This is a genomic window from Rhodococcus sp. IEGM1339, from assembly GCF_050321925.1.
In the GTDB taxonomy this organism is placed as follows: Bacteria; Actinomycetota; Actinomycetes; order Mycobacteriales; family Mycobacteriaceae; genus Rhodococcus; species Rhodococcus pyridinivorans.
On the sequence record NZ_JBNQFT010000005.1, the window covers coordinates 68,174 to 82,288 of the forward strand.

General features: G+C 67.8%; 11 protein-coding genes. 8 read left to right on the forward strand and 3 right to left on the reverse strand.

Annotated elements, in window-relative coordinates; all coding sequences use genetic code 11:
- Nucleotides 1-3: 3 nt before the first annotated feature.
- From ACQR3U_RS08350 to ACQR3U_RS08360, 3 genes are all read left to right on the forward strand, one after another.
- Nucleotides 4-1,989 carry a YhgE/Pip domain-containing protein gene (locus ACQR3U_RS08350; protein ID WP_230810319.1) on the forward strand — a complete coding sequence of 662 codons (1,986 nt, stop codon included), beginning with the start codon at nt 4-6 and terminating at the stop codon, nt 1,987-1,989.
- A 54-nt stretch (nt 1,990-2,043) separates the two neighbouring features.
- Nucleotides 2,044-3,435: a glutamate decarboxylase gene (locus ACQR3U_RS08355; protein WP_372477560.1), complete on the forward strand. Its 1,392-nt coding sequence runs from the start codon at nt 2,044-2,046 to the stop codon at nt 3,433-3,435.
- 226 nt (nt 3,436-3,661) lie between these two features.
- Nucleotides 3,662-6,145 (forward strand): LuxR C-terminal-related transcriptional regulator, encoded by a 2,484-nt coding sequence (locus tag ACQR3U_RS08360; protein ID WP_230810321.1) that lies wholly within the window; start codon nt 3,662-3,664, stop codon nt 6,143-6,145.
- Between the two features lie 36 nt (nt 6,146-6,181).
- Here ACQR3U_RS08360 and ACQR3U_RS08365 read toward each other — a convergent pair whose 3' ends face one another.
- Nucleotides 6,182-6,832, reverse strand: a complete 651-nt coding sequence (locus ACQR3U_RS08365; protein ID WP_230810322.1) for an amino acid-binding protein — start codon at nt 6,830-6,832, stop codon at nt 6,182-6,184.
- Between the two features lie 367 nt (nt 6,833-7,199).
- Between ACQR3U_RS08365 and gatC the strand changes: the two genes are divergently transcribed.
- Nucleotides 7,200-7,499, forward strand: a complete 300-nt coding sequence (gene gatC, locus ACQR3U_RS08370; protein ID WP_006554549.1) for an Asp-tRNA(Asn)/Glu-tRNA(Gln) amidotransferase subunit GatC — start codon at nt 7,200-7,202, stop codon at nt 7,497-7,499.
- Nucleotides 7,496-8,971 (forward strand): Asp-tRNA(Asn)/Glu-tRNA(Gln) amidotransferase subunit GatA, encoded by a 1,476-nt coding sequence (gene gatA / locus ACQR3U_RS08375; protein WP_006554548.1) that lies wholly within the window; start codon nt 7,496-7,498, stop codon nt 8,969-8,971. The genes gatC and gatA overlap by 4 nt, the downstream gene beginning before the upstream one ends.
- 84 nt (nt 8,972-9,055) lie before the next feature.
- Here the strand turns inward: gatA and ACQR3U_RS08380 are convergent, their stop codons facing one another.
- Together ACQR3U_RS08380 and ACQR3U_RS08385 are read right to left on the reverse strand one after the other, a co-directional pair.
- Nucleotides 9,056-10,336 carry an alpha/beta-hydrolase family protein gene (locus tag ACQR3U_RS08380; protein ID WP_230810323.1) on the reverse strand — a complete coding sequence of 427 codons (1,281 nt, stop codon included), beginning with the start codon at nt 10,334-10,336 and terminating at the stop codon, nt 9,056-9,058.
- Nucleotides 10,333-10,944, reverse strand: coding sequence for a hypothetical protein (locus ACQR3U_RS08385; RefSeq protein ID WP_006554546.1), 612 nt, complete (start codon nt 10,942-10,944; stop codon nt 10,333-10,335). Before ACQR3U_RS08385 ends, ACQR3U_RS08380 begins: the two co-directional genes overlap by 4 nt.
- Before the next feature lie 167 nt (nt 10,945-11,111).
- On the opposite strand from ACQR3U_RS08385, the gene ACQR3U_RS08390 reads away from it, so the two are divergent.
- From ACQR3U_RS08390 to ACQR3U_RS08400, 3 genes are all read left to right on the forward strand, one after another.
- Complete coding sequence (locus ACQR3U_RS08390; RefSeq protein WP_372477568.1) at nt 11,112-12,278, forward strand: sensor histidine kinase; 1,167 nt, start codon at nt 11,112-11,114, stop codon at nt 12,276-12,278.
- Between the two features lie 11 nt (nt 12,279-12,289).
- On the forward strand, nt 12,290-12,967 hold the full coding sequence (locus tag ACQR3U_RS08395; RefSeq protein ID WP_230810325.1) for a response regulator: 678 nt from the start codon (nt 12,290-12,292) through the stop codon (nt 12,965-12,967).
- Between the two features lie 103 nt (nt 12,968-13,070).
- Nucleotides 13,071-14,099 carry a 6-phosphofructokinase gene (locus ACQR3U_RS08400; protein WP_024101390.1) on the forward strand — a complete coding sequence of 343 codons (1,029 nt, stop codon included), beginning with the start codon at nt 13,071-13,073 and terminating at the stop codon, nt 14,097-14,099.
- The last annotated feature ends 16 nt before the right edge of the window (nt 14,100-14,115 follow it).

Consider the following 14,115-nt stretch of genomic DNA (forward strand, 5'->3'; position numbering starts at 1 on the left):
CGAGTGCTCGCAGGCGTCTCTCTCGGTAGCGACTCGAAGCGATACTTCCGCGGCACGATGCCGCGCATCGCGATCGCGACGATCATTCTCATGCCGTTGCTGTACGGGGCCATGTACCTGTGGGCCTTCTGGAATCCGTTCGGTGCGGTGAACAAGATTCCCGCGGCGATCGTCAACAACGACACCGGTCGTTCGTCGACGGGGGAACAGGTCGACGCCGGCGATCAGGTCGTGAAGTCTCTCATCGCATCCGGTCAGCTCGATCTGGCGGAGGTGTCGGAAGAGGACGCCGTCGCGGGTCTGGCCGACGGAAAGTACTACTACACCATCACGATTCCGGAGAATTTCACCGAAGCGGTCGAATCCCCCAACGGCGACAACCCGGAGAAGGCGAATCTGGTCTTCACTTTCAACGACGCGAACAACTATCTCGCGACGATCATCGGGCAGGACGCGTCCGAACAGGTGATCGGACAGGTGAACTCCACGATCGGTGCCCAAGGTGTCGGGACCGTGCTCACCGGTCTCGAGAGCGCCGGCTCGGGTCTGAAGCAGGCCGCCGATGGTGCCGGGCAACTCGCCGACGGCATCGACACGGCCAAGAGCGGCGCGGACCAGCTCGCTTCGGGATCGCAGGAGCTCGCGACGAACATGGTCACGGCGCGAGACGGGTCGGCGCAGCTCGCTACCGGCGCGAACGAACTCGCCACCGCGATCGACGGCGTGACGGGTCCGCTGCTCAGCGCGCTCGACAGCGGTGCCCTCTCGGGTGTCGCCGGGCAGGCAGCGGAGCTGCGGGCCTCGCTCGACGCCCTCGAATCGCGGGTACCGCAGACCACGCAGTCGACGGTGAACCAGGCCGTACAGCAGGTCGTCGACATCCTGAACCGGAGCTCCGATCCGGTCGTGCAGCAGGCGATCACCGCGTTGACACCGCTGACGGCGCAACAGGCGGCCTCCGATGCCGACGCCCTACGCGCTGAGATCATGCGTCTGCAGGCAGGCGCCGAACAACTCGAGTATCAACTCGGCAACCCGAACAGTCCGCTACAGGGAGCTCTGGCGACGTTGTCGAACGGGGGACTGGCGGCGGACGTGAACCGACTCCGCAGCGGTGTCGACGAACTGAGCTCCGGTGCCGCCACGCTGAACTCCGGTCTCGTCCAACTCACCGACGGCAGTGTCCAGTTGGCCGACGGAGCAGGAGAGCTGTCCTCGGGCATGGTCGAGTTGCAGTCGGGTTCGCAGGAACTCGCGCAGGCCCTGAGCCAGGGTGCCACCCAGGTGCCGAACTGGACGGACGAACAACGCACCGCCACCGCCGAGACGTTGTCGACTCCGGTTGCTCTGCAACAGAACTACACGTACGAGGCACCCACCTTCGGTACCGGTTTCGCCCCGTTCTTCCTGTCGCTCGCCCTGTTCGTCGGCGGCATCATCACCTGGATGCTGCTCACCCCGTTGCAGTCGCGGCCCACCGTCGCGGGACTCGGTGCCTACCGCACGGTCCTCGCGTCGTACTGGCCGGCTCTGCTGGTAGGCATCCTGCAGGTGGTCGTGATGTACACGGTGGTCCATTTCGGCGTCGGACTGGACGTGAAGCACGTCGTGGGGACGATCCTGTTCCTGATCTTGATCTCCGCAACGTATCTGGCCATGATCCAAGCGTTCAATGCGATCTTCGGCGTCGCCGTCGGTCGGGTGGTGACCTTGGCCTTCCTGATGCTGCAACTGGTCTCGGCCGGCGGTATCTACCCCGTGCCGACCACGGCGAAGCCGTTCCAGTACATCCACCCGTTCGACCCGATGACCTACACCGTCAACGGTCTGCGGCAGCTCACCGTCGCCGAGAACATCGATTCGCGATTGTGGATCGCAATCGCTGTCCTGGCCGGAATCCTGCTCGTATCGTTGACGCTGAGTGCCCTGTCGGTTCGGCGCAACCGCCGCTACACGATGGAGAGGCTGTACCCGCCGATCGAGGTGTGAGAGCCGCCCCGTATGTCCTGAAGTCACCGGATCGACGAGTGTTCGATGCGGGAAATGGAGGAAACCATGTCAGAGTCCAATGCTCCAGCCGAGACACTCGCACCTGCCTTCACCGGCAGACTCGGTACCGACCCGATTCCTGCTCTGCGACTTCCCAAGTCGGAGACCGATCCGGAGGCGACGTACCAGTTCATACACGACGAGCTGATGCTCGACGGCAGCTCGCGGCTCAACCTGGCGACCTTCGTCACCACGTGGATGGATCCGCAGGCGGGTCGTCTCATGGCCGAGACGTTCGACAAGAACATGATCGACAAGGACGAGTATCCGGCCACGGCGGAGATCGAGACCCGCTGCGTCAACATGGTCGCGGCCCTGTTCCACGCCGAGAACCTCGATCCGGCCGATCCGTCGTCGGCCACCGGCGTCTCGACGATCGGTTCGTCCGAGGCCGTCATGCTCGGCGGTCTCGCGCTCAAGTGGCGCTGGCGTGAGGCCCGTAGGGCCGCCGGCAAGGACGCGTCGAAGCCGAACCTGGTGCTCGGCAGCAACGTGCAGGTGGTGTGGGAGAAGTTCTGCCGCTACTTCGACGTCGAGCCGAAGTACCTGCCGATGGAGCCCGGCCGTTACGTCATCACCCCCGAGCAGGTCCGTGAAGCGGTCGACGAGAACACCATCGGCGTCGTCGCGATCCTCGGCACCACCTTCACCGGTGAACTCGAGCCGGTGGCGGAGATCGCCGCCGCGCTCGACGAGCTCGCGGCCTCCGGCGGTCCCGACGTCCCGTTGCACGTCGACGCCGCCTCCGGTGGCTTCGTGGTGCCCTTCCTCCATCCGGACCTCGAATGGGACTTCCGTGTGCCGCGGGTCGTGTCCATCAACGTCAGTGGTCACAAGTACGGCATGACCTATCCGGGTATCGGTTTCGTCGTCTGGCGCTCGAAGGAACATCTGCCCGAGGACCTGGTCTTCCGGGTCAACTACCTCGGTGGCGACATGCCGACGTTCACGCTCAACTTCTCGCGTCCTGGTAACCAGGTCATCGGCCAGTACTACAACTTCATCCGGCTCGGTGTCGCCGGGTACACGCAGATCATGGAGACCCTGCGCGACACCGCGCTCATGCTGTCGAAGCAGATCTCCGAGATCGAGAACATGGCGATCATCACGGACGGCTCCGCCATGCCGGTCATCTCCTTCGAGGTGACGGGCGACCCCGGCTTCACGGTGTTCGACATCTCCCACGAATTGCGGGCCCGCGGATTCCAGGTTCCGGCCTACACGATGCCGGCCGACGCGGAGGACGTCGCGGTCCTGCGAATCGTGCTTCGCGAGGGCTTCAGCCGGGACATCGCCCACAAGCTCGGTGAAGACATCGCCGATGTAGTCGGATATCTCCGCGAGGGTGTCGGTCGCGGCCACACCGACCAGGCATTCGCACACTGAACGAAGTCGCAGCGGGGGAGAAGCTCACCGAGTTTCTCCCCCGCCGACGTGAGATCCGTTCGTGGACCGTGTGAATGGAGGTGCGGGACTACTTCGATGTGATTCCTGACGCGCGATCGGAATCCCGGCGAAATCCGTCATTTCCCCCGCCGGCTGCTAATATTTGCACATACTTGTGAGTCCGTTTCGGGGGCGATGCTGCCCGGATGCGAAAGGGATAGTGGACGTGCCGAGAACACTGCCTTTGTCCCGTCGCCGATTGTTCTCCGTTCTGTCCGCGCATTCCGAACTCGCCGTGATCCTCGGTGGCCCCTTCTCCGGCAAGACGACCCTCGTCGACACGTGGCTGGCGACCGACCCGTGTCCCGAGTGGGCGCCGGTGGTGATTCCCGAACCCGCGCACGACGTCACACCCGAGACCTACTGGTCGACGGTGGCATCGTCGCTGTGCACCTCCCTCGGAGTCGACGAACCCGTTGCGGCGGAAGGCTCCTTCGACTCGTTGTGTTCGATACTGGTCCGGCACCCCCGGCCCGTGATGTTCGTGCTCGACGGTGTCCGGTCGGTCGAAGCGATCGAAGACCGGGTCGGGCAGTTGCTGCGGCTCGGGCCGCAGGTGCGGATGGTGGTCACCAGCAGGGCCGCAGGCTCGTGGGCCGAACTTGTCGACGGACACCCGCACAGGACGATCGTCGGCGACGACGACCTGGCGTTCACCGTGGACGAGACCGCTGCACTGTTCCGGCTCTTCGGACTTGCGCGGGACCAACGCACCATCGAGTGGATCACCCGCCGCACCGAAGGATTCGCCGCATTCGTCGCGGCGGTGTGTGCGACGCTGCGCGCCGAGAAGCCGGATCGGGTCTACGGTACCGACGCCCTCGACGTCCTGGTCGACTCGACCGTCGATCTCGTCGTCATGCATGTCGTGGCCGCGGATCCCTCACTGGCACTGTCCTCCCGCTCGGTCCTCGTCTCCGCCGCACCCAACACGGTGACGGAGTCGTCGATTTCGGCTCCACCGCACATCGACGACAGCGACGCCTTCCTCACCGCGCTGACCGAGTCGGGACTGATCGAGGCCTGCTCGACGGACGAGGACTCCACGGACGGCGAGACCGCCTGGCGCTATCCCGAGGTCGTCCACAGATCACTCCTGCGGGTGGGCAGCGCCGAATACCCGAAGGAGCTGTGGGATGCGCGGTCGGCTCTCATCGACTACTGGTTGCAGCGCTCGCGTCCGGACATCGCCCTCGAACATGCCGTGGAGCGGCGCGACTGGCGATGCGCGATCGACATCGTCGAGAAGAACTGGGTGGCGCTGTACGGAAGCGGATCGCTCCGCTCCCTGGGGATCGTGCTGCTCGAGCTGCTCCCCGACCACATGACGACCAACGATCGCACCGTCGCGTCGCTGCGGACGATCACCCGTGCCCGGAACAAGGCGGGAGAGCCGGAACAGTGGGCCTTCCCTCGATCCTTCGAAACGATCCTTCGCCTCGGAAGTCTCCGGATGCAGGGTGCCTACGACGAGGCGATGGAAGTGTGCGACGGCCTGGCCACCGAACCCGTGCCGAATTTCGAGACGCTGGACGACACGACCCGGCACGCCCACGGACTGAAATACCTCAACTTCGGCACCGTCTACCTCCTCGGCGGACGCACCACCGATGCCGGAACGATGCTGCGCCGTGCCCACACGGCGGGTCGCGGTGTGTTCGTCGAGCGAGAGGCCGCGGGCAAACTCGCGCTCCTCGAAGCCCTCCGGGGCCGGACCCACGAGGCGACCCGGTGGATCGAGGAGGAGCTCCGGCATCCGCCGATCATGGGAGAGGCCGAGGCCCTCATCCGTACGGCGGGCCTGGTCGCCACCGCGCTCGTGGCCCTCGACAGACTCGACACCGGCACGGCCTTCCGCGCGCTCTCCGAACTCGGCACTCCCCGCCACACGGAAGAGTTGTGGGCGGCCGTCATGTACGCGCGGGGGCGACTGGCGCTGCTGAGCGGTGTGCCCGACGACGGCCTGCTGTACATCGATTCGGAACTTCAGCACTTCTCCCATCGCCTCACCGGTATCTCCGCGGTGTTGGTCGATGCCGCGCGTGCCGACCTGCACCTCGCGCTCGGCGAGGCCCGCGCGGCGCGCGAGCTGGTCGACAGCTCGACGCACCCCCTCACGGCTCCGGCCCGTGCGCGATTGCGTCTGCTCGGCGGCGATCCCGGAGGCGCGGAGGTGATCGTGCATCGTGGGGATGCCGCCCGTGAGCACTGTCCGGCCGTCGGTGCGGAACTCGCCCTGATCGGATCGGTGGCGTCTCTGAGACTCGGTCGCCGCACCGATGCGCGACGGCATCTCCAGCGGGCCGTGGTGCTGGCGGAACATGCCGGGGTGACACGGCCGTTCGTCGGAGTCCCGCCCTCGGCCGTGCGCCACATCCTGTCGCTCGGGGTCGACCTGCCGATCGATCTCGACCCGGCGATGGCCGAGTACGGCATCTTCCGCGAGATCCGTGTCGTCGTACGGCTGACCCCACGCGAGCGCGCGGTCCTCGACGCATTGCTCGCCGGCGGCACGGCGAGCACGATCGCCAAGGAACAGTTCGTCACCCTCAACACCGTCAAGACCCAATTGCGTTCCCTCTACCGGAGACTGGGCGTGCATTCGCGTGAGGAAGCGATCGCGCAGGCGCACAGGCTCGTCGTCGGCTGAGACCCTTTCCCGAAGCTGCGACCGGAACCCGGGGGACTATCGGAGGACGGTGCCGACGATGCCCGCGAAGTAACCGATGCGTGCGATCTCGGACGGACGGAACTCCGGTCCGCCGGGGCGGCCGAGGACGAGGACACGTTCGGGCGAGCCGAGGGGAGCGGCCGCGAGCATCGTGTCCATGTCGCGCCAGAGCTGCGGCACCCACTCACCGTCGTGGTCGAGCAGGGTGGCCTCGGCGAGCGGCATCCAGGGGACGCCGTCGAGGTGGGTCTCCGGCGAACCCGGGCTCCCCGCGAGGCGGAAGATGCCGTTCGGGCCGACTCCGAGCACGGTCGCCCAACCCACGCGGAGCACCCGGGGAGCACCGTCGACGAGGATCTGGATGCGGTCGTCGCGGGCGGCGGCGACGTGATCGATCAGTTCGAGTGCGCGATGGGTGTCGAGGATTCCGGCGTAGGGACGGATCGAGTCGACCGTCACACCGGGCAGGGCCTCGGCCGCGGTGAGGAGCGTGTCGGGGAGCTTGCCCGGCTCGACGTCGACGACGAGATCGTCGATCGCGAAGTCCGTGCCGCGTTCGACGACGTCGAGCGACAGGATGTCGGCGCCGACCGAACCGAGCGCCAGGGCGAGCGAGCCGAGGCTACCGGGACGATCGGGGAGCCTGACACGCAAGAGGTACGACACGTGAGTCCTTTCCCCAGTCGGTTTCGTGCCGTCGACGAACGCCACATCGACGGCACATGGTGCGCCGGCATCCGAGTGCCGGCCCAGGGGCCCGTGTCGACCTCTGGCAGACCACATCCTTGCACCTCGGCGCCGGCGTCCGGGACGGCGCAGATCCGAAATTATGCCGACCCCATCGATAATCCCCGGTCGCGACGGTGCATGTCACACGAACGCAACACAGCGTTGCGAAGCTTGCAACATCGGCGGACGGGACGCGACGCCGACCGGGCGACGAGTGATGTCGCCGAACCGCGTGCGCCGTCGCTTCCAGGACGCATTACCCTGGACAGGACGTTCACTCTCCATCGGAAAGGGGCCATTCACGGTGCCTGCCATCTCCCGTGACGAGGTCGCGCATCTCGCCCGGTTGTCCCGGCTTGCGCTGACCGATGCCGAACTCGACGAGTTCGCCGGTCAGTTGGATTCGATCCTCAACCACGTCAAGGCGGTGTCGGAGGTGGCCGCGGACGATGTGGCTCCCATGGCGAACCCGAACGCCGTCACCAACGTGACGCGACCCGACGTCGTCGTCCCCGGTCTCACACCCGAGCAGGCGCTCTCCGGTGCGCCGGCCGTCGAGGAGGATCGCTTCTCGGTCCCGCAGATCCTGGGAGAGGGCGAATGAGCACGGATACGACACGCCTCGACGCCGCGACTCTGGCGTCGAAGATCCATGCCGGCGAACTGTCGTCGGTGGAGGTCACCCAGGCCCACCTCGATCGCATCGCCGAGGTCGACGGCGAGTACAACGCCTTCCTGCACGTCGCCTCCGAGCAGGCGCTCGCCGCCGCGGACGAGGTCGACCGTGCCGTCGCCGCGGGCGAGAAACCGGCCTCGGCGCTCGCCGGTGTGCCGCTCGCGCTCAAGGACGTGTTCACCACCACGGACATGCCCACCACGTGCGGTTCGAAGATCCTCGAGGGCTGGGTCTCGCCCTACGACGCGACGCTCACCACGAAGCTGCGCGAGGCCGGGATCCCCATCCTCGGCAAGACCAACATGGACGAGTTCGCGATGGGTTCGTCCACCGAGAACTCGGCCTACGGCCCCACCCGCAACCCGTGGGACACCAGCCGTATCCCGGGTGGCTCGGGTGGCGGTTCCGCTGCGGCGCTCGCGTCGTATCAAGCACCCCTCGCGATCGGCACCGACACCGGTGGCTCGATCCGCCAGCCCGCCGCTGTCACCGCCACCGTCGGCACCAAGCCCACCTACGGCACGGTCTCTCGGTACGGCCTCGTCGCCTGTGCGTCGTCGCTCGACCAGGGTGGTCCCTGCGGCCGCACCGTCCTCGACACGGCGCTGCTGCACGAGGTCATCGCCGGGCACGACCCGCGCGACTCGACGTCGGTGAACGCCCCCGTGCGTCCCGTCGTGGAGGCGGCGCGCCAGGGTGCGGCCGGCGACCTGAAGGGCCTGAAGGTCGGCGTGGTCAAGGAGTTGCACTCCGACAGCTACCAGCCCGGCGTGCTCTCGTCGTTCGATGCGGCGGTCGAGACGCTCACGAAGCTCGGTGCGGAGGTCGTCGAGGTCTCGTGCCCGCACTTCGAGTACGCGCTCGCCTCGTACTACCTGATCCTGCCGTCGGAGGTCTCCTCCAACCTGGCCCGCTTCGACGCGATGCGGTACGGCATGCGCGTCGACGACGGCACGATGAGTGCCGAGCAGGTCATGGCCGCGACCCGCGCCGCCGGTTTCGGCAAGGAGGTCAAGCGCCGCATCATGATCGGCACCTACGCGCTGTCCTCCGGCTACTACGAGGCCTACTACGGTCAGGCACTCAAAGTCCGGAGCCTCATCGCGCAGGACTTCGACAAGGCCTACGAGCAGGTCGACGTGCTGGTCTCGCCCACGAGCCCGTTCACGCCGTGGAAGCTCGGCGAGAAGGTCGACGATCCGCTGGCGATGTACCTGTCCGACCTGTGCACGCTCCCGACCAACCTCGCGGGGCACTGCGCGATGTCGGTGCCGTCCGGCCTCTCGGCGGACGACGGTCTCCCCGTCGGTCTGCAGATCATGGCCCCGGCCCTGGCCGACGAGCGCCTGTACCGCGTGGGTGCGGCCTTCGAGGCGGCACGAGGACCCATCGTCGCCTGATCCTTTCCCACACCACGACCCGTCGTGCCGTTCGTCGGCCGGCGGGTCGCGGTGTATCCGGACGCCGATCCGTGTGGGCGCGATCTACCCGTCGGCGGAGGTGCACCGCGCCTGATCGTCGCCGTAGCGATGACCGTGACCGGGTGCCGCCTCGAGCGAGGTGAGCAGGTCCACCGTCGTGTTCACGAACGACACCACCGGCAGCCACGGCGGGGTCGGGGCATCGGCGCGCGCATGCGACAGATCGGGCGGCGACCACAGCAGCGACGGCCGCCACCACACCACCGGGTCGGAGGTGTTCGCCCGGACACTCGCACCGGCGGTGCGGACTCCCGCGGGTGGCCCCGCGAGGAACAGTGCACACGGCTCCGGTTCGTCGTCGAAGACGGCGCTCGCGCCGGACGCTCCCAGAGACTGCCCGTAGACGTGCAGGGCGGGGCGTCGCTCGTCGGGCAGCGTGGACAGGTGCGCCCGCAAGGCGGTGACGAGCGCGCGGGCCTCCTCCTCCGCAGCACCGCGATCGAGGACGAAGGTCACCCAGCTCGGCGTGTCCGAGTACTGCTGGGCGACGATGGCGACATCGTCGCCCCACCGGTCCTCGAAGCCGCGAACCGCAGCGGCATCGACCCAGCCCGAGCCGGTCGGCACGGCCACCACGAGATGCGGTCGGTCGAAGGCTCTCGCCCGGCGGAGTTCGTCCACCGCGAACTCGGCGCGCGCAGACGGATCCGGCGCGGCTGACAACGGTATGTAGATCCGGATCGGTGACCCCTCGGAGGGCAGGGACACGAACTTCTGCCCCTCTCGACCCAACCGGTTCCACAACACCGCCGATCCCACGCCACCCGACAATCCCGCCGAGAGCGCGGTGGGGGAGGCGACCGTGTCGACCGCCCCTCCGGGTGAGAAGGCCGCCGTGGTGCCGATCCCAACCGTGGCGCCGATTCCCAGCGTCGCGGCGACGGCCACCGCCACCCCGCGTCGCGACAGGAGGTGCACGAGGCGCGGAAGGGCGAGCAGCGCCGCGACGACCACGATCGCGACTGCCAGTGCCTCCAGCCACCAGCGCACATCCAGCGCCGGGACCGCCATCGCCTCCCGCAGACCGTTCTGCCACCGATGCGCACCGGCGGCCGTGACCAGAACGACGGATCCGCCGACGAGGCCGACGGGCACACGCAGTTCCGGTCTCGCCGGCCGCGGAGCCCGACCGGTCCGCCGCCTCGCGGTCACGACGAGACGGAGAACGGCCAGCGCGACCAGGACGAACACCCCTGTGACGACGCCCTGCACGACCGACTGTCGCGGCAGCAGGGGAGGGGCGAGGGAGATCACCGTCGCGAGAACCACCGTGAGGATCGTCATCGCCGTACCTTTCGTGCCGTGAAGCCCAGAGCGACCGAGCCCGCAGCGACGGCCAGGGCCCACGGCGATTCCGCGACAGGTGTCCGGTGACCCTGTCGCCACGAGTTGAATTCCACTGCTGCAGAAGAAATCCCTGCGATCGGCGTGCAGGAGGGGATGCCGGGTTCGGAGCGGCAGACGGTGTCGAGATGCCGTGCGAACAGACCGTCGAGGTCGCGGCGGGCACCGGTGTCCAGCTCGCCACCGGTGGTGTGGGCGTACCGCAGGAGGTCGTACCCGAGATCGTGCACCCGGCATGCCGATTCGAACGCCGCCGGCAGCGGCACCGGGGCGGAGCAGTCACCTTCGGGGTCGGCGAGCACCGTCGTCCCGTCCGCCCACTGTTCGACGATCGGCGCATACCCCATCACGGCGGTGAAATCGGCCGGCAGGGACGACAGTGCTCCCTCCGCGTCGTCGGCGACGAGCGCCGTCACCGTCGCTGCGGCCGCGGCGTCCTCCGTCGGGGGCGCGGCGGAGTGGGCGAGCGCCCCCGGCACGGCGGCATATGCTGCGGTGGCGAGGAAGGCGACCGACGCGACTCGGACCGCTGCGGATCTCACTGTCATGCCGGTGACGCTAGGAACGCGCAGCCCTGCACCGGACCCCGCGACGGAGCGATCTCGAGGAGGCCGACACCACCCGCAGAGCTATGAGGATCTCACCCCCAGGTATGAGGACAGTCGAGACCCCGGCTCCTAGCGTGGGTGAGGTGAAAGAGCTTGCGAAGTCCGGCGTGAGAACCGCGGGACGCCTGGGCCGGGGACGGTGGAGCGTCATCACCGTGGTCACCGTGACGTTGGTCCTCTATGCGATCGCGTGGCCGACGCTGCCCCTGACCCACGACGTCTCCCCACCCCTGTTGCCGCTGATCTCGGGGATGGCGGTGTTCCCGTTCCTCCTCGTGCTCGTCCGGCCGGCGCTCGGGTGGGCGGTGGCCGCGGCGGCGGGACTCGTCATCCCGATAGCGTTCGACCTGGTCCCCGGCTACGACTATCCGTGGCAGGTCGTGCACATCATGGTGATGCTCGCGCTGGTGTTCGCCGTGGCGATCCGCGAGGAGATCCGGATCGTCCTCGTCGTCTGGGTCTCGACGGTTCTGCTCTTCGCGGCCTTCGTCCCCGGCAGCGACGGCTGGGGCTGGGGGATCGGGATCAGCGCGCTGGTGGTGTTCGGGCTGTTGGTGCGCTGGCTGATGATCTCCCGACGGCAACTCGCCCAGCAGGAGGAAGCCAGCGAGCTCGAACGTGCACGGCGCGCCATCCTCGAGGAGAAGGCCCACATCGCACGCGACCTCCACGACATCGTTGCCCATCACATGTCGATGATCGTCGTGCAGGCGCAGAGCGCGCCCTACCGGCTCCCGGACGTGAACAACGACGTGCGCGCCGAATTCGACGCCCTCGGTGCGACCGCACGGGAGGCGCTGAACGAGGTCCGCACCCTGCTCGGAGTACTCCGCAGCGACGGGCAGCTCCCCGAACACGAACCGCAGCCCGACATCGACCGCATCGGTGAGCTGTTCGAGTCCTCCCGCCGAGCCGGGATGGCGCTCGAGACGGAGACGGTCGGCGTCCCCGCACCCGTCTCCGACGGTGTCGGACTCACCGTCTACCGGATCCTGCAAGAGTCTCTGGCGAACGCGGCCCGGCACGCACCCGGCGCCCGCGTGTCCGCACGACTGCAGTGGGAGCCGGCGACCGTCACGGTGGAGGTGACCAACGGGCCGGCCTCGCCCGGTCAGGTCGACACCACCGTTCGGCAGTCGGACCGCAGCGGCGGCAACGGAATCCTCGGCATGGTCGAACGTGCGTCCGTCGTGGGCGGGCAACTCGTCGCCCATCCCCGCCCCGGCGGCGGTTTCGAGGTCCGAGCGGTTCTCCCGGTGCTGACCGGGGCCTAAGGTGGGTGCCGATGACCGAACCGCACCCTCCCATCACCGTGTTCATCGCCGACGACCAGGCAATGGTCCGGCAGGGCTTCGGAGCACTGCTCGGAGCCCAGCCCGACATCAGCGTCGTCGGCGATGCCCCCGACGGTCGAGCGACTGTCTCGGAGGTCGCGCGACTGCGGCCCGACGTCGTCCTCATGGACGTGCGCATGCCCGAGATGAACGGTCTCGACGCGGCGCGGCGCATCCTTGCCGACACCCGTGAGCCGCGGTCGAAGGTGCTCATGCTCACCACCTTCGACCTCGACGACTACGTCTACGAGTCGCTCGGGATGGGAGCAAGCGGGTTTCTGCTCAAGGACGCCCCCGCCGACGAACTCGTGCGGGCCGTGAGGGTGGTCGCCGATGGTCAGGCACTGCTCGCGCCGACCGTCACCCGTCGCCTCATCGCCGACGTCACCAGCCGGCGCGGGCCGGCGAGAGGGCGCGACCGCGTCCTCGATCCGCTGACCCCGCGCGAACTCGAGGTACTGGAACTGATCGCACACGGCCTGTCGAACACCGAGATCGCAGAACGATTGTTCGTCGCCGAGCAGACCGTGAAGACCCACGTCGGCAAGGTTCTCGCAAAACTGCACCTGCGCGACCGGGCACAGGCCGTGGTGCTCGCCTACGAGTCCGGTCTCGTCACACCCGGCTGAATCGGGCTGCCGTCGCGCCGGTGAACGGGCAGGATGGCAATGCAGCAGCGGTCCGGGCGGTATCGGTCCGTGCGGTACGGAACCATGCGACGGGAGGTAGTGCGTGACGAGGATCGGAATTCTCACCAGTGGCGGGGACTGCCCCGGGCTCAACGCGGTCATCCGCGGTGCGGTGCTCAAGGGCACCGAGGTCCACGGACAGGAGTTCGTCGGATTCCTCGACGGCTGGCGCGGTCTCGTCGAGGGCGATGTGATCCCGTTGGACCGCAGCCGTGTTCGCGGTCTCGCCCAGCAGGGTGGCACGATCCTCGGCACGAGCCGGTTCGGTCCGTACCAGGGACCCGACGGTGGGGCACAGAACATCCAGAAGACCCTCGGCCGCCTCGGGATCGACGCGGTGATCGCCATCGGGGGAGAGGGCACCGCTGCCGCCTCGAAGCGACTGTTCGGTGAAGGGATCCGCATCGTCGGTGTGCCGAAGACGATCGACAACGACCTCAGCCACACCGACTACACCTTCGGTTTCGACACGGCCGTCGAGATCGCGACGGTGGCGATCGACCGTCTCCGCACCACCGGCAACTCCCACAAGCGGTGCATGGTGCTCGAGGTCATGGGCCGGCACGCCGGATGGATCGCATTGCACGCGGGTACTGCCGGTGGTGCACACGCCATCCTCATCCCTGAACACCCCGAGAGCCTCGAACAGATCTGTGAGTGGGTGACCAGCGTCCGCGACCGCGGGCGTTCGCCGATGGTTGTCGTCGCTGAGGGCTTCACACTGCCCGAGATGGAGGAGGCGTACTCCACCAAGGGGCTCGACGGATTCGACCGGCCGCGTCTCGGCGGTATCGCGGAGGTGCTCGCGCCGCTCATCGAGAAGCACACCGGCGTCGAGGCCCGCGCGACGGTGCTCGGTCACATCCAACGGGGCGGTGTCCCCACGGCATTCGACCGGGTGCTCGCCACGCGACTCGGCATGGCGGTGACCGATCTCGTCGCCGAGGAGGATTGGGGGCGCATGGTCGCGCTGCACGGCACCGACATCGCTCGGGTCGATTTCGACGAGCTCGCCGAACCGAAGTACGTGCCCGACGAGCGCTATCAGGAGATGCGGATCCTGTTCGGGTGAGGCGGCGCGTCGGCAC